At 64.1% G+C, this 20,777-nt stretch carries 17 protein-coding genes; 8 read left to right on the top strand and 9 right to left on the bottom strand.

Going from position 1 to position 20,777, the window contains the following annotated elements:
• Positions 1 to 65: 65 nt before the first annotated feature.
• A complete protein-coding gene (locus tag NKH42_RS03670; protein WP_352506227.1) occupies positions 66 to 722 on the top strand; it encodes a class I SAM-dependent methyltransferase in 657 nt (218 codons plus the stop codon).
• On the opposite strand, the gene NKH42_RS03665 is transcribed toward NKH42_RS03670, so the two are convergent.
• The 3 genes from NKH42_RS03665 to NKH42_RS03655 all read right to left on the bottom strand — a co-directional run bounded on the left by NKH42_RS03665 (position 706) and on the right by NKH42_RS03655 (position 3,326).
• Positions 706 to 1,428 (bottom strand): HAD family hydrolase, encoded by a 723-nt coding sequence (locus NKH42_RS03665; protein ID WP_352506078.1) that lies wholly within the window; start codon positions 1,426 to 1,428, stop codon positions 706 to 708. The two genes, NKH42_RS03670 and NKH42_RS03665, sit on opposite strands and share 17 nt — an antisense overlap.
• 5 nt (positions 1,429 to 1,433) lie before the next feature.
• Positions 1,434 to 3,077: a glucose-6-phosphate isomerase gene (pgi, locus tag NKH42_RS03660; RefSeq protein WP_352686912.1), complete on the bottom strand. Its 1,644-nt coding sequence runs from the start codon at positions 3,075 to 3,077 to the stop codon at positions 1,434 to 1,436.
• Positions 3,078 to 3,170: 93 nt separating this feature from the next.
• A complete protein-coding gene (locus tag NKH42_RS03655) occupies positions 3,171 to 3,326 on the bottom strand; it encodes a hypothetical protein (RefSeq protein WP_254816186.1) in 156 nt (51 codons plus the stop codon).
• A 5-nt stretch (positions 3,327 to 3,331) separates the two neighbouring features.
• On the opposite strand from NKH42_RS03655, the gene pdxR reads away from it, so the two are divergent.
• Both pdxR and NKH42_RS03645 read left to right on the top strand, forming a co-directional pair.
• Complete coding sequence (gene pdxR / locus NKH42_RS03650; protein ID WP_352506076.1) at positions 3,332 to 4,825, top strand: MocR-like pyridoxine biosynthesis transcription factor PdxR; 1,494 nt, start codon at positions 3,332 to 3,334, stop codon at positions 4,823 to 4,825.
• A 191-nt stretch (positions 4,826 to 5,016) separates the two neighbouring features.
• Complete coding sequence (locus NKH42_RS03645) at positions 5,017 to 6,606, top strand: trimethylamine methyltransferase family protein (protein WP_352506075.1); 1,590 nt, start codon at positions 5,017 to 5,019, stop codon at positions 6,604 to 6,606.
• 3 nt (positions 6,607 to 6,609) lie between these two features.
• Here NKH42_RS03645 and chrA read toward each other — a convergent pair whose 3' ends face one another.
• The 4 genes from chrA to NKH42_RS03625 form a co-directional block, all read right to left on the bottom strand.
• Positions 6,610 to 7,998, bottom strand: a complete 1,389-nt coding sequence (gene chrA / locus NKH42_RS03640; RefSeq protein WP_352506074.1) for a chromate efflux transporter — start codon at positions 7,996 to 7,998, stop codon at positions 6,610 to 6,612.
• Entirely contained in the window at positions 7,995 to 8,834 is an 840-nt protein-coding gene (locus NKH42_RS03635; RefSeq protein WP_352686918.1) for a chromate resistance protein ChrB domain-containing protein, read from the bottom strand. The genes chrA and NKH42_RS03635 overlap by 4 nt, the downstream gene beginning before the upstream one ends.
• Before the next feature lie 271 nt (positions 8,835 to 9,105).
• Positions 9,106 to 10,911, bottom strand: coding sequence for an IlvD/Edd family dehydratase (locus NKH42_RS03630; RefSeq protein WP_352506072.1), 1,806 nt, complete (start codon positions 10,909 to 10,911; stop codon positions 9,106 to 9,108).
• Positions 10,912 to 11,145: 234 nt separating this feature from the next.
• Positions 11,146 to 12,330 carry an Mrp/NBP35 family ATP-binding protein gene (locus tag NKH42_RS03625; RefSeq protein WP_352476039.1) on the bottom strand — a complete coding sequence of 395 codons (1,185 nt, stop codon included), beginning with the start codon at positions 12,328 to 12,330 and terminating at the stop codon, positions 11,146 to 11,148.
• Between the two features lie 196 nt (positions 12,331 to 12,526).
• On the opposite strand from NKH42_RS03625, the gene NKH42_RS03620 reads away from it, so the two are divergent.
• Positions 12,527 to 12,904 carry a VOC family protein gene (locus tag NKH42_RS03620; protein WP_352506071.1) on the top strand — a complete coding sequence of 126 codons (378 nt, stop codon included), beginning with the start codon at positions 12,527 to 12,529 and terminating at the stop codon, positions 12,902 to 12,904.
• A gap of 41 nt (positions 12,905 to 12,945) precedes the next feature.
• On the opposite strand, the gene NKH42_RS03615 is transcribed toward NKH42_RS03620, so the two are convergent.
• Positions 12,946 to 13,950: an inorganic phosphate transporter gene (locus NKH42_RS03615; RefSeq protein WP_352506070.1), complete on the bottom strand. Its 1,005-nt coding sequence runs from the start codon at positions 13,948 to 13,950 to the stop codon at positions 12,946 to 12,948.
• Positions 13,950 to 14,591 carry a DUF47 domain-containing protein gene (locus NKH42_RS03610; RefSeq protein WP_254816177.1) on the bottom strand — a complete coding sequence of 214 codons (642 nt, stop codon included), beginning with the start codon at positions 14,589 to 14,591 and terminating at the stop codon, positions 13,950 to 13,952. Before NKH42_RS03610 ends, NKH42_RS03615 begins: the two co-directional genes overlap by 1 nt.
• Before the next feature lie 193 nt (positions 14,592 to 14,784).
• Between NKH42_RS03610 and NKH42_RS03605 the strand changes: the two genes are divergently transcribed.
• From NKH42_RS03605 to fdhF, 4 genes are all read left to right on the top strand, one after another.
• Positions 14,785 to 15,684 (top strand): LysR family transcriptional regulator, encoded by a 900-nt coding sequence (locus tag NKH42_RS03605; protein WP_254816176.1) that lies wholly within the window; start codon positions 14,785 to 14,787, stop codon positions 15,682 to 15,684.
• Between the two features lie 133 nt (positions 15,685 to 15,817).
• Positions 15,818 to 16,297 (top strand): formate dehydrogenase subunit gamma, encoded by a 480-nt coding sequence (locus NKH42_RS03600; protein ID WP_352506069.1) that lies wholly within the window; start codon positions 15,818 to 15,820, stop codon positions 16,295 to 16,297.
• Positions 16,294 to 17,850 carry a formate dehydrogenase beta subunit gene (locus NKH42_RS03595; RefSeq protein ID WP_352506068.1) on the top strand — a complete coding sequence of 519 codons (1,557 nt, stop codon included), beginning with the start codon at positions 16,294 to 16,296 and terminating at the stop codon, positions 17,848 to 17,850. The genes NKH42_RS03600 and NKH42_RS03595 overlap by 4 nt, the downstream gene beginning before the upstream one ends.
• A 13-nt stretch (positions 17,851 to 17,863) precedes the next feature.
• The gene (fdhF, locus tag NKH42_RS03590; protein ID WP_352506067.1) at positions 17,864 to 20,776 is read left to right on the top strand and encodes a formate dehydrogenase subunit alpha; all 2,913 of its coding nucleotides are present in this window, start codon (positions 17,864 to 17,866) and stop codon (positions 20,774 to 20,776) included.
• The last annotated feature ends 1 nt before the right edge of the window (position 20,777 follow it).

The following is a 20,777-nucleotide window of genomic DNA, read 5'->3' as shown; positions in this document are numbered from 1 at the left end:
TCGCCGGCGCCAACGTGGTGGGCATAGGTTCGCGCCCAGACCCGGCAGAGTTCATCCGGGCGAACATGCGGGTCGCGGCAGTACCTGCGATTCCCGAAATTCGGCTTTACACCGCCCATCCGGAAAGCGGGCTCAGGCGGCTTGTCGAGTGGAACCAACACGCTACCGAAGAAGACGGACCTGAACCGGAGCCACCGTATTGGGCCTATGTCTGGGCCGGCGGCGCGGTGCTCGCCCGCCATATTTTCGACCGGCCGGAGACCGTGACCGGCCGTCGCGTGCTCGACCTCGGCGCCGGCTCGGGCCTCGTCGGCATCGCAGCGGCAAAAGCCGGCGCAAGCGCGGTGATCGCGGCCGAGATCGACCGCAACGGCGTTGCCGCGATCGGCCTCAATGCGATGGCGAACGGCGTTGTGATTGCGACGATCGGCGGGGACATAACCAGCGGTCCGCCGCCACCGGTGGATGTCGTGGTGGTCGGCGACCTGTTTTACGCCCATGATCTTGCCGGCCGGGTCGTTCCCTTCCTCGACCGCTGCCTCGCTGCCGGCATCGAGGTGCTGGTCGGCGATCCGGGCCGCGCCTATCTGCCCCGCTCGCGGCTTCGCCTGCTGGCCGAATACGAGGTGCCGGATGTCGGCGAAGGCAGGAATGCGGCGATGAAACCGAGTGGCGTGTTCTCGTTCGGACAGTTTAGCTGCGAGTCTAGACCGTCTCGCTGACTCGGGCCGCAAGAAAATCGGGCAGATCGGCAACTGAATCGAGGATGACGTCGGCGATCTGCGACAGCGATTCCCGTGTGCCGGTGCCGGACAGCACGCCGATCGCCAGGCCACAGCCGCCGGCCCGCGCCATCTCCAGATCGTGGCGATTGTCGCCGACCATTGCGATCGTCGCCGGCCTGAGCCCTGTCAGATCCGAGAAGGCAAGGATCGTATCCGGCGCCGGTTTTGGATTGGCCACCGCATCGTAACCATAGGCGGCGTCGAAAAGCTGCGCGACGCCCAGAGTGACCAAGGTCTTTTCCGCGCCGCTGGTCGAGTCGTTGGTGGCGACGCCAAGCCGGTAGGATTTTCTGTGAAGCAGGCCAAGCGTCTCGACCACGCCCGGTAGCGCCACTGCCATTGCCGATCCCTGCGCCGAAGTGATGGCGTTGAAGCGGGCGACGGCAAGCATCTGGTCCTCGTCGGACAGCCGTGGAAACCACAGCTCGACGACGTCCATGTTGGTCCCCGAGGCAAAAATCGAATCCGGCTTGAAGCGCTTGCTGGCGAAGTCGAAGCCCGCCGCCGCAAGCAGCCTGTCTGCTTTCCAGCGATCGCCTTCGGCCGCATCCATCGCCATGAAGTCGGCGATGCCCAGCCATGTCGCGTTGAAATCTACGAGCGTGCCGTCCTTGTCGAACAATATTCCCTTGATGTCCGCCAAGCTTTTCACTCCAGGCCGCGCAAGCGGTGGATGTATTCCACCAGTCCGGCAGTCGAGGCGTCCCGCTTTGCGGCGTTCTCCTTGCCTTCAACGACGGGCAGCAGCCCGGTCGCCAGTTCCTTGCCGAGTTCGACGCCCCATTGGTCGAAGGAGTTGATGTTGAACAGCGTGCCTTCGACGAAGACGCGGTGCTCGTAGAGCGCAATCAGCCGTCCGAACGTGTGGGGGTCGAGCTTTCTGTAGAGGATCGTCACCGAGGGGCGGTCGCCGGAGAAGACGCGGTGCGGAGCAATCCTGTCGACATCAGCCGGCTTCATGCCTTTCGCCAGCATCTGTGCGCGGGCTTCCTCCAGCGTGCGGCCCTTCATGAAGGCTTCCGACTGCGCCAGGCAATTGGCAAGCAGAAGGTCGTGGTGATGCTTCAGTTCCGGCTCGTGGCCTACGGCAGCGGCGAGGAATTCGACCGGAATGAAATCGGTGCCCTGATGCAGAAGCTGGAAGAAGGCGTGCTGGCCATTGGTGCCGGGCTCACCCCAGACCAGCGGGCCGGTCGGCGTCGTCACAGCGCCGCCGTCCAGGGTGACGCTCTTGCCGTTCGATTCCATGTCGAGCTGCTGCAGATAGGCCGGGAGCCTGGACAGACGCTGATCGTAAGGGATGACGGCGCGAGCGGGGTATTTGCAGATCACGCGGTGCCACCAGCCGATCAGCCCCATCAGCGCCGGCAGGTTCCTCGCCAGCGGCGCGGTGCGGAAGTGCTCGTCCATTTCATGGGCGCCTTCGAGAAAGGCGCGAAAATCCTTCGGGCCGATGGCGATCATCACCGGCAGGCCGATCGCACCCCAGACGGAATAGCGGCCGCCGACCCAGTCCCAGAAGCCGAAGACGCGATCGGGCGCGATGCCGAACTTGGCGACCAGGTCGAGCGCCGTCGAGACGGCGGCGAAGTGCTTGCCGACCGCTTCCTTGCCGAGCGCCTTCTCGACCCATCCGCGCGCGGTCTCGGCATTGGTCATAGTCTCGACCGTGGTGAAGGTCTTGGAGGCGATGATGAACAGGGTGGTTTCGGCGGAAAGTCCCTTCAGCGTGTCGTGGATATGCGCACCGTCGATATTGGATACGTAATGCGCGCGCGGCCCGTCATGATAGGGCGCCAGCGCCAGCGTCGTCATGGCAGGGCCGAGATCGGAGCCGCCGATGCCGATGTTGACGATGTCGGTGATCTTCTTGCCGGTCGCGCCGGCCGCCTTGCCGGAACGCACCGCGTCGGCGAAGGCACCCATCGCGTCGAGTACGGCAAGGACTTCCGCCTTCACGTCCTGGCCGTCGAGCACGATGCCCTTGCCGGTCAGGTTGCGTAGTGCCGTGTGCAGCACGGCGCGGCCTTCGGTGACATTGATCTTCTTGCCGGCAAACATCGCGTCGCGCCGGCCTTCGAGGTCGGCGGCCTCGGCCAGCTTCTCCAGCAACTCCATCGTCCGCGCATCGACCGCACATTTCGACCAGTCGAGCAGCACGTCGCCGTCGCTGGCGGAGAATTTCTCGAAGCGCTGCGGATCGGCGGCGAAAGCCTCGCGCATCGAGCCCGATTTGGCCGCACGATGATCGCGCAACGCGCCGAGCTGCTTTTGAAAGGACGGTTGATCCACTGCCTCGCTCCGGTTCTTGAGGTGCATCTTATCAGGCCGGATGTTTCCGGCGCGTGTCGTCGCGGCAAACTATCGGGTCGAATTCCATCTGTTTCAATGCGCAGCGATGCCGCAGCGCAGCGCGGGCCGGCGCAAAGGATCACTGGCATAAATCCCAGCGATCAGAAAAATTGATTGGCGCAACACCTTGTGCCACCGGTACATTCGACTGGTCCAGCCAAGTGAAAAAAGCTGGCCATCGAGGAACATCTCCCATGCCACAGCGAAACGACACGGCCATATGGTCCGGCCTGTTCCGGATTTCGGCGGACTCCGGTCAGACCCTGCAGGCGCAGATCCGCCAGGCGATCGTCGCCGCCATCCTCGACCGGCAGATCGCGGCTTCGATGCCGCTTCCGTCCTGCCGGATTCTTGCGGAAAAACTCGGCGTAGCGCGCGGCACCGTGGTGCTGGCGTTCCAGCAGCTGGTCGACCAGGGCTTTCTGGTGGCGCGCGAGCGCCGCGGCCATTTTGTCAATCCCGAGGTGCTGGCGACGCCGGCCAAGCCGCACCAGAAGGCGCCCGACCAGGCCAACGAGATCGACTGGAAGGCGCGCCGGCAGATCGCAGCGAGCGACATGCCACCGCCGGCCAAGCACGACAACTGGATCAAGTCGTCCTACCCCTTCGTCTACGGCCAGTTCGACCCGGCGCTGTTCCCGACCGCCGAATGGCGCGAGTGCAACCGCATGGCGCTGGCGGTGCTCGAAATCCGCAACTGGGCATCCGACATGGTCGACCGCGACGATCCGCTCCTGATCGAGCAGATCCAGGCCCGGCTGCTGCCGCGGCGCGGCATCTTCGCCAATCCGGACGAGATCATCGTGACGCTGGGCGCGCAGAACGCGCTTTACATGCTGGCCACGCTGTTGATGACCAAGGGCTCCAAGGTGGCGATGGAAGACCCCGGCTATCCCGATGCACGCTCGATCTTCCGGCTGGCCGGCGCCGATATTCAGCCGGTTCCAGTCGACCACTCCGGCATCGTAACCTCTGCTATTCCCACTGATTCCGGCTTCGTCTTCGTCACGCCCAGCCACCATTGCCCGACCATGGTGCCGCTGTCGGCGGAGCGGCGGCAGGATCTTCTGGCGCGCGCCAACCGGCACAACCAGATCATCATCGAGGACGGCTATGACAGCCAGCTCCTGGACGAGGCGCCGCAGCAGGCGCTGAAGAGCCTCGATCGGTCCGGCCGCGTCGTCTACGTCGGCTCGATGTCGAAGACGCTGGCTCCCGGCCTCAGGCTCGGCTACATCGTCGCCTCGGCCGGGCTGATCTCCGAGCTTCGGGCGCTACGCCGCTTCATGCTGCGCCATCCGCCGGCCAACAACCAGCGTGCCGTGGCGCTCTTCCTGTCGCTCGGCCATCACGAGGCGCTGGTGCGACGGCTGTCGAGCGCCTTCGACGAGCGGCGCAAGCGTCTGGTCCATGCGATTTCCGCCTTCCTGCCTGAGTGGCGCTCGACCGATTCGGCCGGCGGTACGTCGCTCTGGCTCGAGGGGCCGCGCGGCACCGATTCGCGCGGACTGGCGGAGGCCGCGGCCTCGCGCAGCGTCATCATCGAGCCCGGCGACCGCTTCTTCGACCGCACCGAAAAGCCTTCGCGTTTCATGCGCTTGGGCATTTCATCGATCGCGCTGCAGCACATCGAACCCGGCATCCGCGAACTGGCGACGGCAGCTGGACGCAGGCCGGCAGCGGCTTGATCACCCTTCCCCGACCGGAGCCGGCGCATGTGGCGCGGCTCCGGTTCTTTAGCACCTTGGCATATGCGACGGGATCGGCTGGCACATAGGCTGTGCCAATGCCGGCGGCATAGTCGGAGTATAGGGGACGAAGCAGGCAGATGGTGGACCAACCGCCGCGCCCGCTCCGCAGCTAAAGTTGGAGTGCCTTCATGCCAATGGCCCATGAGAAGCAGGACGTGTCCGCAGACCAGCGTTCGCGGCGGTCCGGCGGGCGCGAGGCGCGCCGCGCCATGCGGGCGGCACCGCTTGCCGACGACGTCAAGCCGGTGCGCGCCGGCCTCGAAGGCGGGAGCTACAGCCCGCTCAGCGGCAATGATTGCGAACGTATCCACGAGGCCGTGCTTACCCTTCTGGAGACGGTCGGCTTCGCTAATGCCATCCCCTCCTGCATCGAGGCACTGACCAAGGCGGGTGCGACCCTCGGTGAGGACGGCCGCCTGCGCTTTCCTCGCGGCCTTGTGCTCGACACCATCAAGAAAGCGGCGCGGCATTTCACCCTGCACGGCCAGTATCCGAAGCACGACATGGTGATCCAGGGCAAGCGTGTGCATTACGGCACGGCTGGTGCTGCGGTGCATCTGGTCGATGTCGAAAAGCGTGAGTATCGCGAGTCGCTGCTGCAGGACATTTACGATGCCGCGCGCCTGGTCGAAGGGCTCGACAACATCCATTTCTTCCAGCGGCCGATGGTGCCGCGCGACATTCCCGACCCGCTCGATATGGATTTCAACACGCTCTACGCCTGCGTCTTGGGTACGTCGAAGCATGTCGGCACCTCGTTTACCGTGCGCGAGAACGTCAAGCCGGCGCTCGATATGCTCTATGCGATCGCGGGCGGCGAAGCGAATTTTCGCGCCCGGCCTTTCGTCTCCAATTCGAACTGCTTCGTCGTGCCCCCAATGAAGTTTGCCGAGGACGCCTGCGGCGTTCTCGAAGCCTGCGTCGAGGGCGGCATTCCGATCCTGCTGCTGTCGGCAGGACAGGCGGGTGCGACGGCACCGGCGGCGATTGCGGGCGCCGTGGTGCAGGCAGTCGCCGAAGTGCTCGTCGGCCTTATCTATGTCAACGCGATCAAGCCCGGCCATCCGGCGATCTTCGGCACCTGGCCGTTTGTCTCGGATCTCAGGACCGGCGCCATGTCGGGGGGTTCGGCCGAGCAGGCGGTGCTGACCGCGGCCTGCGCGCAGATGGCGCAATTCTACGACCTGCCGGGCGGTTCGGCCGCCGGCATGACAGATTCGAAACTGCCTGACATTCAGTCCGGCTACGAAAAGGGCATAACCGACGTGATGGCCGGTCTCGCCGGCCTCAACCTGGTCTATGAGTCGGCCGGCATGCATGCCTCGCTGCTCGGCTTCTGCCTGGAGAGCCTGATCATCGACAATGACATGCTCGGCCACTGCCTGCGCTGCGTGCGCGGCATCGAAGTGACGGACGAGTCGCTGTCGATCGACACCATTGCCGATGTCTGCCTGAAAGGGCCGGGCCATTATCTGGGCAACGAGCAGACGCTGCGGCTGATGCAGACCGAATATTTCTATCCGGCCGTCGGCGACCGCTTTTCGCCGAAGGAATGGAATGAGAAAGGCAGGCCCGATATCCTGCAACGGGCGATCATCGAGAAGAAACGCGTGCTTGCCGAACGCTTCCCGCGCCATGTGCCAAAACCGGTCGACGACAAATTGCGCGCCCGCTTCGGCGATATGATCAAGCTGCCGCGCGACAGAATGGGCGGCTGAGCGTTACCCGCTCGCCGCCAGCAACAACACACCGGCCAGCGCCGATCCGGCAAGCGTCGGCAGCATGCCGATCTTCAGCTTCAGGATGGCGATCATCGAGGCACAGGAAAGCAGCGCCGCGCGCCAGTCTATCGATGAAAGCACCGGCACGTCCATTCCAAGCCCGACATTGCGCACTTCGCCGAAGATGACGTGCAAGCCGAACCATAGAGCGAGGTTCATGATGACGCCGACGACGGCGGCGGTGATCGCACCGAGCGCCGCCGACAGTGCCTTGTTGCCGCGCAGCGCTTCGATGTAAGGCGCGCCAAGGAATATCCACAGGAAACATGGGGTAAACGTCGCCCACAGCGTAAGCAGCGCTCCAAACAATCCGGCAAGAAGCGGCGCGAGCGCGCCGGAGTGGCGGAAGGCGGCGACGAAGCCGACAAACTGCAAGACCAGGATCAACGGGCCGGGCGTGGTTTCGGCAAGCCCAAGGCCGTCGACCATTTCACCGGGTGCCAGCCAGCCGAAGGACTCGACCGCTGCCTGCGCGACATAGGCAAGCACGGCGTAGGCCCCACCAAAGGTGACGACCGCCATGACACTGAAGAAGCCACCGATTTGCGTCCAAACGCTGGCAGGGCCGGTGACAGCCCAGACGAGCAGAACAGGCCCGAGCCAGATCGGCAGCCAGATCGCCAAAGTGCGCGGCGCATGCCATCGCGTCGGCCTGACGTGGGTCAGTTCGCCGCGCTCGAACATCAGATCGACCGCGCCCTTGATGTCGGGAACATCGCCCTTGCCCTGTGGTGCGCCGGAAAAAAATGCCGGCGCACTACGGTTGCCGATCCAGCCTGCCAGGCCGGCAAGCAGCACGATCAGCGGAAACGGCACGTTCAATGCGTAGATGGCGATGAAGGCGGCGAGTGCGATCGACACCATGACCGGGTTTTTCAGCGCGCGTCTGCCGATCCGGATCACCGCCTCGATGACAATGGCGAGCACGGTTGCCTTGACCCCGAAAAACAGCGCCGCGACGAGTGGTACATCGCCATAGAGCGCATAGAGGCTGCTCAGGACGAGCATTACAAGCGCGCCCGGCACGACGAAGAGAATGCCGGCAACAAGGCCGCCGACCGTTTCGTGCAGCAACCATCCGATATAGATGGCAAGCTGCTGGGCCTCGGGGCCAGGCAGCAGCATGCAGTAGTTCAACGCATGCAGGAAGCGCTGTTCGCCGATCCAGCGCCGTTCCTCGACCAGTTCCTTGTGCATGAGCGCGATCTGCCCGGCCGGGCCGCCAAAGCTGAGCACCCCGATTTTCGCCCAGACCTTCACGGCCTGCCGGAAGCTCGGCACAACCGGCTCCCGGATCTCCGCCGGCTTTTTCGAAAGGACGGCGCTCACGATGGTTTGCCCTTGCCGAGACTGACTGCGCCGGCGGCCGGCCAGTTATGCGTCTCCTCGGTGGCATCGCGGCACCAGCGGAAGAACGCATCGTAGAGCAGCATGCCGGCCTCGAGCTGCTCCAGATCGTCGCGAAACATCCGTGACAGGCCAAGCGAGGCGGCCAGGAACCCGGCCGCCTGTGGAACAAGATCGAGGCTCGCAGTATCGGCAGCGCGTATGATCGTGGCCAGGCGATCGAGCGCTTGGGATTTAAGCCCGAACTCCTCGATCATGGTGTCGAAGGTGCAGCGTTCGCCGCGGTGGCTCCAGAACACGTTCTCGATGTCGAAAGGCACGGCCTGAAAGCGATCGGCGACGGCCGACACTTCAGCCGGCTCGACGAAGAGAAAGACCGCGTGAGGATCGATGAAGCGCCGGATCAGCCAGGGGCAGGCGATGCGGTCGACCTTCGGGCGCGTACGCGTCACCCAAACGGTGCGGCCCTTGGCGTCGGCGGGCGGTATCTTGTCGGCGTGAACGAGAAGGCCCTTGGCATCGCGCCATGCTTCAAACCCGCCGTCGAGCGATTCGGCGGCTATGCCCTCGTGGCGCAGCCATGCGGCCACGCCTTGCGAGAGCTTTTTCCCCTGCTGGCAGACGACTGTCACTTGCCTGCCGGCGAAGTCGGCAGCCCAGTTCGAGACAGTCCTGAAATCACGCCAATCCGACCCCGGCAGCAGGCGCGGATCGGCGTTGTAGTCATCATCGATGCGGACGTCGATGATTGCGGGTGCACCCGGCAGCCCAATCAGACGGGACAGTTGCGATACAGTGATAGCGGTTGTTGACGGCATGGCGTCCACCTCCTTGAAAGAGAAGCTTGGACGCGAACGTTGGGCTGACGCCTCACGGGGTCGTCGCGATGCACCCCTTGCGATGATCGTGGATTTGTCACGCTCGCTTGTCAAGCATTTGTCCCTGCTATCGCAGGACAATCGTTTTTGACAAACGATCGCGTCCAACTCTGTGCCGGGCATTTCTCCCCGTTAGCGGGCTGTTAACGGGGAGAAATGAGGAGACCGCAACACCGGCGACCTGACGGCTGGCCCGTGCGATGGACCCTGGTCAGTGATTGTCCCTCGGCACGCCGCTTGTATGAGCCACATCCTGGTATTTCACCGCCGGCTTCAGCACCATGCCTTCGGAAAACTGGTCGACCATGCCGCGCTGGATTTCCTGCCAGGGCGTCTGGTGCTTCGGATAGTGATAGCCGCCATTGTTCTGCAGCTCGGCGCGGCGCCGCGCGATCTCGTCGTCGCTGACGAGGATGTCGGCGGTGCCCTTGCGCAGGTCGATGCGGACGCGGTCGCCGGTCTTCAGCAGCGCCAGGCCGCCGCCGATGGCGGCTTCCGGCGAGGCGTTGAGGATCGACGGCGAGCCCGACGTGCCCGACTGACGACCGTCGCCGATACAGGCCAGCGCGTGGATGCCCTTTTTGATCAGATAGGCAGGCGGCTGCATGTTGACGACTTCGGCGCCGCCGGGATAGCCGATCGGACCGGCGCCGCGCATGAACAGGATGGTGTGCTCGTCGATGCCCTGTGCCGGGTCGTCGATGCGGGCGTGATAGTCCTCGGGGCCGTCGAAGACCATGGCGTTGCCCTCGAAGGCTTCGGGGTCCTTCGGGTTCGACAGATAGCGCTCGCGGAACTCGGGCGAGATGCCGCTGGTCTTCATGATCGCCGAATCGAACAGATTGCCCTTGAGATTGATGAAGCCGGCATTGGCTTTCAGCGGCTCGGCAACCGTGCGGATGACGTCGAGGTTCTCGTTAACGGCGCCGCGGCAATTGTCGCCGATGGTCTTGCCGTTAGCGGTCGTGGCTTCCGGATAGGGCAGCAGACCGCCCTTCATCAGTTCGGCGATCACGGCCGGCACGCCGCCGGCATGGTGATAGTCCTCTCCGAGATATTCGCCCGTCGGCTGCAGATTGACGATGAGCGGTATGTTGAGGCCGACCTTCTGCCAATCGTCATTGTCGAGCGGCACGCCGAGATGGCGGGCGATGGCGTTGAGGTGGATCGGCGCATTGGTCGAGCCGCCGATCGCCGAGTTGACGACGATGGCGTTCTCGAAAGCCTTACGGGTCATGATGTCGGAGGGCTTCAGATCCTCATGCACCATGTCGACGATGCGCTTTCCGGTCTCGTAGGCGATCTGGCCGCGTTCGCGATAGGGGGCGGGGATAGCGGCCGAGCCCGGCAATTGCATGCCGAGCGCCTCGGCCAGCGAATTCATCGTGGTGGCGGTGCCCATCGTGTTGCAATAGCCGGTCGACGGCGCCGAGGAGGCAACGATATCCATGAACTCGTCATAGCCAATCTCGCCGGCCGACAGGCGCTGGCGCGATTCCCAGACGATAGTGCCGGAGCCGGTGCGCTTGCCCTTGTGCCAGCCGTTGAGCATCGGCCCGACCGAAAGCGCGATAGCCGGGATGTTGACGGTGGCCGCGGCCATCAGCATGGCCGGCGTCGTCTTGTCGCAGCCGATGGTGAGCACCACACCGTCGAGCGGATAGCCGTAGAGCACCTCCACCAGGCTGAGATAGGCAAGGTTGCGATCAAGTGCAGCAGTCGGCCGTTTGCCGGTCTCCTGGATCGGGTGGCAAGGGAACTCGAAAGGGATGCCACCCATCGAGACAATGCCTTCGCGCACGCGCTTGGCCAGTTCGATGTGGTGGCGGTTGCAGGGCGACAGGTCCGAGCCGGTCTGCGCGATGCCGATCAGCGGCTTGCCGGACATCAGTTCGGCCCGCGTCAGCCCGTAATTCAGGTAACGTTCCAGATAGAGTGCCGTCATGCCCGGATTGTCGGGATTGTCGAACCACTCCTGCGAGCGAAATTTTTTCTTGCTGGTGGGGGCGCCTGCCATCGTGGTCTCCGTATTTGTATGACAAATCGATATGACAACGCGCGGGAGCAGGCAAGGGGCACGCGCCATCCGAATCCGCACTTTGGTGCGATAGACACACATCTGCCTCCGCGCTAGTCGGGATCGTGGTTTGTCAGCCCGCTATCCCGGAAAAGCTGGAACGTGTCGCCGCGGACCTACCCGGCCGTTCCGGCCGCCCTCCCCTCAAGGTCCCCTTGGGGGAGGACATCCGCATCACTCGAACACGATGCTCGGCACTGCAGCCTCGGCCGCGCCGCGCTCTTCATTGACGCGGTCCCAAACCTTGGCGGCGATGTCGCGGTAGATTTTCGCCTCGGCGCCATCGGGTTTCGAGACCACCACCGGCGTGCCAGCATCCGAGCTTTCGCGGATGCCCATCTCGAGCGGCACCTCGCCAAGGAAGGTGACCCCGAGACGCTCGGCCTCGCGGCGCGCGCCGCCATGGCCGAAGATGTCGTAGCGTTTTCCCGTATCGGGGGCGAGAAAATAGCTCATATTTTCGACGATACCCAATAGGGGCACGTCGACCTTTCTAAACATGTTGAGGCCTTTGCGCGCATCGATCAGGGCCAGGTCCTGTGGCGTCGAGACGATGACGGCGCCGGCCAGCGGCACCTGTTGGGCCATGGTCAGCTGGGCGTCGCCGGTGCCGGGCGGCATGTCGACGACGAGCACATCGAGCGGTCCCCATTCGACCTCGCGCAGCATCTGCGTCAATGCCGACATCACCATCGGCCCGCGCCAGATCATCGGCGTCTCCTCATCGACGAGAAAGCCCATCGACATGACCTTGAGGCCATAATTCTGCATCGGTTTCAGGATCTTGCCGTCGACGGTCTGCGGCCTGCCACGAATGTTGAGCAGACGCGGCATGGAAGGGCCATAAATATCGGCATCGAGCACGCCGACCCGCAGCCCGTTGGCGGCAAGCCCAAGGGCGATATTGACCGCGGTGGTCGACTTGCCGACGCCGCCCTTGCCGGAAGCGACGGCGATGATGGCCTCGATGCCGGGTACGCCGCGCTTGCCCTGGCTGTGCGAGGCAGGCGCCTGTGGGGCGGGACGGGCAGGTGCGGCTGGTGGAGCGGGCCTCTGAGCCGGTCTTTGCGGAACCGGCGCCTCCATGCCGCCGCCCTTCTTTTCCGCCGTCAGCGCGACCACGGCGCCGGCGACACCGGGGATCGCCTTGACGACACGTTCGGCCGCCGCACGCAGCGGCTCCATCTCCTGGGCACGGGCAGCGGGAACGGTGATCGAGAAGAACACCTTGGCATCGGCAATGAAAATCTCGGAAACCATGCCGAGATCGACGATATTGCCGGTGAAATCCGGCCCATTGACCGTCTTCAGGCGCTCGATAACCATTTCCTTGGTCACGTTTTCATGGGCGGCGGGCATGAGTTTTTCCTCTACTTTTCCGCTCCAGATAATGCAGTTCCGGAACAGAACCAAGCGATGGACCAACAGTTGCAGCGGCGTATTGGGGGAGGAAGCGACCATACGACAGCATTTCCAGCGGGAGTGGCCGTCGCCAAATCGTCAACGCAACCTATTTCAGTGGACATGGAATGACCGCCAGGGAAGGAGACGAATCATGCTCGCAAACAGCAACGCAACGGCCAATCTCGCTGTGAAGGACCTGGCCAAGGCCAGGGCTTTTTACGAAGGAACGCTCGGCCTGAAAGAGGTGCACAATGAGGGTGGGGAACTGATCGTCTATGAAAGCGGCGATACCGCCATCAACGTCTACCGTTCGAACTTCGCTGGGACCAACAAGGCCACGGCTGTGACCTGGACGGTCGGCGACGAACTCGGCAAAATCGTCAAGGCGTTGAAATCGAAGGGCGTCGCCTTCGAGCACTACGATATGCCCGGCCTGGCGCTGGAGGGCGATGTCCATGTCGGCCAGGGCATGAAGGTCGCGTGGTTCAAGGATCCGGACGGCAACATCCTGAACCTTGTGGACAGGTAGTCGCCGCGCCAGAGGCGGCTCCAGGCGCTGGCCCGTTCGCATCACTTTGCCAGGCCGACCGCGAGGTAGGTGAGAGCCGCGATGGCCGCGGTTGCCGGCAAGGTGACGATCCATGCCACCACGATGTTGCCGGCAATGCCCCAGCGAACGGCGGAGACGCGGCGGGCGGCGCCGACGCCGATGATGGCGCCGGTGATCGTGTGCGTGGTCGATACAGGAATACCGAGCCAGGTGGCGGCGAACAGGGTAATCGCACCGCCGGTCTCGGCGCAGAAACCCTGCATCGGGTTCAGCCGGGTGATCTTAGAGCCCATGGTGTGGACGATGCGCCAGCCGCCGAACAATGTGCCCAGCGCCAGCGCCGACTGACAGGTGATGACGACCCACAGCGGCACGTAAAAATTCGCGCCGAGCATGCCTTGCGAATAGAGGAGCACGGCGATGATGCCCATGGTCTTCTGCGCGTCGTTGCCGCCATGGCCGAGCGAATAGAGCGAGGCGGAAAAGAACTGCATGACGCGGAAGGTGCTGTCGACGGCAAACGGTGTCTGCCGCAGGAACAGCCAGGAGACCGCGAGGATCAGGACGAGCGCCAGCAGAAAGCCTGCCGCCGGCGATAGCACGATCGCCGCCGTGGTCTTGCCCAACCCGGCCCAGACGATGGCGCCGGTGCCTGCCTTGGCGACGCCGGCGCCGACCAAACCGCCGATCAGCGCGTGCGAACTGCTGGACGGGATGCCGACGAGCCAGGTGACGATGTTCCAGACGATGGCGCCGACAAGTGCTGCGAAGATCACTGCCGGCGTGACGATGCTGGCGTCGATGATGCCGGTTCCGAGCGTCTCCGCCACGTGGAGACCGAAGAACATGAAGGCGATGAAATTGAAGAAGGCCGCCCAGAACACCGCATAATGCGGCCGCAGCACCCGGGTGGAGACGATCGTGGCGATGGAGTTGGCGGCATCGTGCAGGCCGTTGAGGAAATCGAAGAACAGCGCGACGACGACAAGGCCGACCAGCACGGGAAAGGCTATCGCGGCTTCCACTATACGTTCTCGATGACGATGCCGCTGATTTCGTTGGCAACGTCCTCGAAGCGGTCGACCACCTTCTCCAGCTGGCCGTAGATCTCGCTGCCGATCAGATAGGCCATCGGGTCGCTGCGGCCATGCCGCTTGAACAGGTCCTTCAGGCCTTGCTCGTGCAGGTCGTCGGCCCGGCCTTCGGCGCGCATGACTTCCTCGGCGATGGCATTGAGGCGCACCGTGTGCGCCCCGACCTTGCCGAGCAGCGGGATCGCCTCGGCCACCAACTTGGCGGCCTCGACGATGACGCCTCCCATTTCCTGCATCAGCGGGTCGAATTCCTTCTTCTCGAACAGCCTTACGGTCTTGACGGTCTTGTGCATCATGTCGATGGCATCATCCATCGACTGGATCAGGTCCTTGATGTCGCCGCGATCGAAGGGCGTGATGAAGGAGCGCCGCACCGCAAGCAGCACCTCCGCGGTGATCTGATCGGCTTCGTCCTCGAGATCGATGATCGTCTGACACCAGCGGTCGATGTCGTTGCCCTGCAGAAGCTGCTGCAGTGCCTCGGCGCCACCGACCACGGTGCGGGAATGCCGCTCGAACAGGTCGAAGAAGCGATCTTCGCGCGGCAAAAGCTTGCGGAACCAGCCCAGCATGTTCGGTCTCCCGTCGTGTCCAGTCCACGACCCCGTCTGATCCACATAGCGCCGCATTCCATTGCGGGAAACAGTAAGCCGGCTGAAAGATGTGGATGCGGACGATTTACACAGGCGGCTTGCGGCCGAAGGCGATTTCCACGACCTTGCGCGCTACGACAGGACATATCGTCCGTGACAGGCTCCCGACGGCATGATCGACAAGCTGGAATTCTTCATAGCACTTGCCAAGGAAGAGCATTTCGGCCGGGCGGCCGAAGTATGCGGCGTCACCCAGCCGACACTTTCGGCCGGCATCAAGCAGCTGGAGGGCCAGCTCGGCGTGATGCTGGTGCTGCGCGGCTCGCGCTTCCAGGGGCTGACGCCGGAAGGCAAACAGGTGCTGGTGTGGGCGCGCCGCATCGTCGGCGACAGCAGGACCATGCGCGAGGAGATGCGGGCGGCGCGTCACGGCCTGTCAGGGCGTATCCGCATCGCGGCGATCCCGACGGCGCTGGCCATGGTGGCGCGATTGACGACGCCGTTTCGGGCAAAACACCCCGGCGTCACCTTCTCGGTGCTGTCGCGGACCTCGATCGAGGTGCTGTCGCTGCTCGGCAATTTCGATATCGACGCCGGCATCACCTATCTCGACAACGAGCCGCTCGGACGCGTCACCAGCGTGCCGCTCTATGACGAGCGCTATCAGCTGATCACCGCCGTCGGGAACCCGTATTTCGACCGCGACAAAGTGACATGGGCCGAGCTCAGTCAGCTGCCGCTCTGCCTGCTGACGCCGGACATGCAGAACCGCCGCATCATCGACCAGCATCTGGCCGAAGCCGGCGTGCAGGTGCGGCCGACATTGGAATCCAACTCGATGATCGTGCTGTTCTCGCATATCCGCACCGGCAAATGGTCGTCCATCATGCCGCTTAACCTTGCGGAAACGTTCGGCTTTTCCGAGCCGATCCGGGCTATCCCGATCGTCGAGCCGGATGCCAGCCACACCGTCGGGCTGGTGGCGGCGCCGCGCGAACCGCACACGCCGCTGGTCTCGGCGCTGTTGGACGAGGCAATGGCGCTGGCGGACGATTTCCGCACCCGTCGCTAGGCTAGACAATGCTGGTGACCGCGAACGATAGAAAATTTCTATCGAGCAACGGATCGGCTTTATTGATTTAACGGGTTTCCTCTGATTTCCTAAGCACTTAGCGGAAGACCGCCACGACCAGGGAGGGCGCTGCATGACGATGCAGCCTGCAAGTACCGAGATCGCATCGCGCACCGCGGCGATCATCCACGAGCTGAAAGGCCTCGAAGGCCCGCTGTTGCCGATCCTGCACGGCATACAGGAAGAGTTCGGCTATGTGCCGCAGGGTGCGCTGCCGGTCATCGCCGAGGCGCTGAACATCTCCAGGGCCGAGGTGCATGGCGTCGTCACCTTCTATCACGATTATCGCAGCCAGCCGGCCGGCCGGCATGTGCTGAGGCTCTGCCAGGCGGAAGCCTGCCAGTCTATGGGTTCGGATGCGATTGCCGCCAGGCTCAAAGCATTGCTGGGCATAGGCTTCCACGAGACAACCCGCGACGGTTCGGTGACGCTGGAGCCGGTCTATTGCCTCGGCCTTTGCGCCTGCTCGCCGTCGGCGATGCTGGACGGCGAGGTGATCGGGCGGCTCGACGACGAAAAGCTCAATGAAATCGTTGCCGAGGTGCGCTCATGATCCCGCGTATCTATATTCCCGGCGATTCCGGCGCGCTGGCGCTGGGTGCGGAAAAGGTTGCCAAGGCGGTTCGGGCGGAATTGGCCGAGCGCGGCATCGAGGCCAAGATCGTGCGTAACGGCTCGCGCGGTGCCTATTTCCTCGAGCCGATGGTCGAGGTGGCAACGGCCAATGGCCGTGTCGCCTATGGGCCGGTGAAGCCATCCGACGTCAAAAGCCTGTTCGACTGCGGCTTCCTCACCGGCGGTCACCACAAGCGCTGGCTCGGCGCTCCCGACAAGATCCCATTCCTGGCGAGGCAGACGCGGCTGACCTTTGCGCGCTGCGGCGTCACCGATCCGCTGTCGCTCGATCACTACAAGGCGCATGGCGGGCTGAACGGCCTGCAGAATGCAGTGGCGATGACGCCGGCCGAAATCGTCAAGCAGGTGACCGAGTCCGGGCTGCGCGGTCGTGGCGGCGCCGGCTTCCCGACCGGCATCAAATGGAAGACGGTGCTCGATACGTCGGCCGACCGCAAATATATCGTCTGCAATGCCGATGAAGGCGATTCCGGCACGTTCGCCGACCGCATGATCATGGAAGGCGACCCTTTCGTGCTGATCGAAGGCATGGCGATCGCCGGCATCGCCACCGGCGCGACCAAGGGCTTCATCTATATCCGCTCCGAATATCCGCATGCGGTGGCGGTGATGCAGAAGGCCGTCGAGATCGCCCGCAAGGCCGGCGTGCTCGGCGTCAATGTGCTCGGCTCGGCCAATTCATTCGACATGGAAGTCCGCGTCGGCGCCGGCGCCTATGTTTGCGGCGAGGAGACGGCGCTGCTCGACAGCCTCGAAGGCAAGCGCGGACAGGTGCGGGCCAAACCGCCACTGCCGGCGCACAAGGGCCTGTTCGGCAAGCCGACGGTGATCAACAACGTCATCTCGCTGGCCTCGGTGCCGGTGATCATGGACAAGGGCGCCGCCTTCTACAAGGATTTCGGCATGGGCCGTTCGCGCGGCACCATCCCGATCCAGATTGCCGGCAACGTCAAATATCCCGGTCTCTATGAGGCGGCGTTCGGCATGACGTTGGGTGAGATAGTCGACGATATCGGCGGCGGCACGGCGACCGGGCGTCCGGTCAAGGCTGTGCAAGTGGGTGGCCCGCTCGGCGCCTATTTCCCGCGCGCCCTGTTCGACACGCCATTCGACTACGAAGCGTTTGCCGCCAAGGACGGGCTGATCGGCCATGCCGGCATCGTCGTTTTCGACGACAGCGCCGACATGCTGAAGCAGGCACGCTTTGCCATGGAATTCTGCGCTATCGAAAGCTGCGGCAAGTGCACGCCGTGCCGCATCGGCTCGACGCGTGGCGTCGAGGTGCTGGACCGGCTCGCCCAGAACATCGAACCGGAAAAGCAGATCGCACTGGTCACCGACCTTTGCAACACGATGAAGTTCGGCTCGCTTTGCGCTCTCGGCGGCTTCACCCCATATCCAGTGATGAGTGCACTCAACCATTTCCCGGACGACTTTCGGCCGACGCCGGTCGCCGAAGCAGCGGAATAGGAGCGGACAAGGCATGAACGCGGCATTCGACATCAAATCGCTGGTCCAGGAAATCGACTACGGCACACCCGCCTCCGAAGCCGAACAGCAGGTAACGCTGACAGTCGACGGCAAGTCGGTGACGGTGCCGGCGGGCACCTCGATCATGCGCGCTTCGATGGAAGCGGGCGTTGAAATCCCGAAGCTGTGCGCGACCGACATGCTGGATTCGTTTGGCTCCTGCCGGGTCTGCCTCGTCGAGATCGACGGGCGCGGCGGCACGCCGGCCTCGTGCACGACGCCGGTCGGCGAGGGCATGGTCGTGCACACACAGAGCGACCGGCTGAACGCCATTCGCCGGGGCGTGATGGAACTCTACGTCTCTGACCACCCGGTGGCGTGGGGCGAGAAGGCCGGCACCGGCGCCAGCGAGTTCGACAAGGTCGTCAGGACGGTCGGCCTGACCGAGAACCGCTATGGCGTGGACGGGCGCAACCACGTCAAGCAGGAAAACGGCGTGGCGCCCGGCCATGGCTCGCTGACCATCGACTATATCGCCCGCGATGAATCCAACCCCTATTTCACCTACGATCCGGCGCAATGCATCGTCTGCTCGCGCTGCGTGCGCGCCTGCGAGGAGGTACAGGGCACGTTCGCGCTGACCATCGAGGGCCGCGGCTTCGAATCCAGGGTCTCGGCCGGCCTGCACGAGGCGTTCGTCGATTCCGAGTGCGTCTCTTGCGGGGCCTGCGTGCAGGCCTGCCCGACCGATGCGCTGAGGGAGAAGACCGTGCTGGCGAAAGGCCTGCCCGAGCGCTCGACCGTCACCACCTGCGCCTATTGCGGCGTCGGCTGCTCGTTCAAGGCCGAGGTCAAGGGCGACGAGGTCATCCGCATGATGCCCTACAAGGCAGGCAAGGCCAACCACGGCCACTCCTGCGTCAAGGGCCGCTTCGCCTATGGCTATGCGACGCACAAGGACCGTATCCTGAAGCCGATGATCCGCGAGCGGGTCAGCGATCCGTGGCGCGAAGTGTCGTGGGAAGAGGCGCTCACCCACACGGCGAATGAATTCCGCCGCATCCAATACCAGTACGGCCGCACCTCGATCGGCGGCATCACCTCCTCGCGCTGCACCAACGAGGAGACCTACCTCGTCCAGAAGCTTGTCCGGCAGGGCTTCCGCAACAACAATGTGGACACCTGCGCCCGGGTCTGCCATTCGCCGACCGGCTATGGTCTCGGCCAGACCTTCGGCACCTCAGCCGGCACGCAGGATTTCGATTCGATCGAGCAGACGGACGTGATCCTGCTGATCGGCGCCAATCCGACCGATGCGCATCCGGTGTTCGCTTCGCGCATGAAAAAGCGCATGCGCGAGGGCGCCAAGCTGATCGTGCTCGATCCGCGCCGCACCGACATCGTGCGCTCGGCCCACGTCGAGGCGCAGTTCCATCTGCCGCTGAAGCCGGGCACCAACGTCGCCATGCTGACCGCACTTGCCCATGTCATCGTCACCGAGGGCCTGTTCGACGAGGCCTTCATCCGCGAGCGCTGCGACTGGGACGAGTTCCAGGACTGGGCATCGTTCGTGGCGCTGCCGGAAAACAGCCCGGAAGTGATCGGCCAGCTTGCAAATGTCGATCCCGACGACATACGCGGCGCGGCGCGGCTCTACGCCCGCGGCGGTAACGGCGCGATCTATTACGGCCTCGGCGTGACCGAGCACAGCCAGGGCTCGACCACCGTCATCGCCATTGCCAACCTCGCCATGGCGACCGGCAATATCGGCCGGCCGGGCGTCGGCGTGAACCCGCTGCGCGGCCAGAACAATGTGCAGGGCTCTTGCGACATGGGCTCGTTCCCGCACGAGCTTCCCGGCTATCGCCACATTTCAGGCGACGCGGTGCGCGCCATCTATGAGAGCCTGTGGGGCGTCAAGCTCGACGACGAGCCCGGCCTGCGCATCCCCAATATGCTGGATGCGGCCGTCGACGGCTCGTTCAAGGGGCTCTATGTGCAGGGCGAGGACATCCTGCAGTCGGACCCCGACACCAAGCATGTCGCCGCCGGTCTCGCCGCGATGGAATGCGTCGTCGTGCACGACCTCTTCCTCAACGAGACGGCCAACTACGCGCATGTGTTCCTGCCCGGCTCGACGTTCCTCGAGAAGGACGGCACCTTCACCAACGCCGAGCGCCGCATCAACATGGTGCGCAAGGTAATGGAGCCGAAATGCGGCTATGCCGACTGGGAAGCGACGCAGGAGCTCGCCAAGGCGCTCGGCCTCGGCTGGACCTACACGCATCCGTCGCAGATCATGGACGAGATCGCCAAGACGACGCCGAGCTTCGCCGGCGTTTCCTTTGACCTCCTCGACAGAGTGGGCTCGGTGCAGTGGCCCTGCAACGAGAAGTCGCCGGAGGGCACGCCCATCATGCATATTGGCGGCTTCGTGCGCGGCAAAGGCAAGTTCATCCGCACCGAATACGTCGCGACCGACGAAAGGACCGGGCCGCGCTTCCCGCTGCTGCTGACCACCGGCCGCATCCTGTCGCAATACAATGTCGGCGCGCAGACCCGGCGTACCGAGAACGTGGTCTGGCATAGCGAGGACCGGCTGGAGATCCATCCGCACGACGCCGAAAATCGCGGCCTGCGCGACGGCGACTGGGTGCGGCTGACCAGCCGCTCCGGCGAGACGACGCTGCGCGCGCTGATCACCGAGCGGGTGTCGCCAGGCGTCGTCTATACGACCTTCCACCATCCCGACACCCAAGCCAACGTCATCACCACCGACTTCTCCGACTGGGCGACCAACTGCCCGGAATACAAGGTGACCGCGGTGCAGGTGGGCGCATCCAACGGCCCGTCGGAATGGCAGCGCGACTATGACGAGCAGGCAAAGCAAAGCCGCCGCATCGCGAAGTTGGAAGCGGCGGAGTAGT

Source organism: Mesorhizobium sp. M1142, assembly GCF_040318565.1.
Lineage (GTDB): Bacteria > Pseudomonadota > Alphaproteobacteria > Rhizobiales > Rhizobiaceae > Mesorhizobium.
This window is presented reverse-complemented; position numbering and strand designations above follow the sequence as displayed.

What these genes read in the sequence shown, in the direction of transcription:
- NKH42_RS03670 (WP_352506227.1), top strand. Translation starts at nt 66, where the DNA reads ATGCGGGTCGCGGCAGTACCTGCGATTCCCGAAATTCGGCTTTACACC.
- NKH42_RS03655 (WP_254816186.1), bottom strand. Translation starts at nt 3,326, where the DNA reads ATGTTCCTCGATGGCCAGCTTTTTTCACTTGGCTGGACCAGTCGAATG.
- pdxR (WP_352506076.1), top strand. Translation starts at nt 3,332, where the DNA reads ATGCCACAGCGAAACGACACGGCCATATGGTCCGGCCTGTTCCGGATT.
- NKH42_RS03645 (WP_352506075.1), top strand. Translation starts at nt 5,017, where the DNA reads ATGCCAATGGCCCATGAGAAGCAGGACGTGTCCGCAGACCAGCGTTCG.
- NKH42_RS03635 (WP_352686918.1), bottom strand. Translation starts at nt 8,834, where the DNA reads ATGCCGTCAACAACCGCTATCACTGTATCGCAACTGTCCCGTCTGATT.
- NKH42_RS03630 (WP_352506072.1), bottom strand. Translation starts at nt 10,911, where the DNA reads ATGGCAGGCGCCCCCACCAGCAAGAAAAAATTTCGCTCGCAGGAGTGG.
- NKH42_RS03625 (WP_352476039.1), bottom strand. Translation starts at nt 12,330, where the DNA reads ATGCCCGCCGCCCATGAAAACGTGACCAAGGAAATGGTTATCGAGCGC.
- NKH42_RS03620 (WP_352506071.1), top strand. Translation starts at nt 12,527, where the DNA reads ATGCTCGCAAACAGCAACGCAACGGCCAATCTCGCTGTGAAGGACCTG.
- NKH42_RS03610 (WP_254816177.1), bottom strand. Translation starts at nt 14,591, where the DNA reads ATGCTGGGCTGGTTCCGCAAGCTTTTGCCGCGCGAAGATCGCTTCTTC.
- NKH42_RS03605 (WP_254816176.1), top strand. Translation starts at nt 14,785, where the DNA reads ATGATCGACAAGCTGGAATTCTTCATAGCACTTGCCAAGGAAGAGCAT.
- NKH42_RS03600 (WP_352506069.1), top strand. Translation starts at nt 15,818, where the DNA reads ATGACGATGCAGCCTGCAAGTACCGAGATCGCATCGCGCACCGCGGCG.
- NKH42_RS03595 (WP_352506068.1), top strand. Translation starts at nt 16,294, where the DNA reads ATGATCCCGCGTATCTATATTCCCGGCGATTCCGGCGCGCTGGCGCTG.
- fdhF (WP_352506067.1), top strand. Translation starts at nt 17,864, where the DNA reads ATGAACGCGGCATTCGACATCAAATCGCTGGTCCAGGAAATCGACTAC.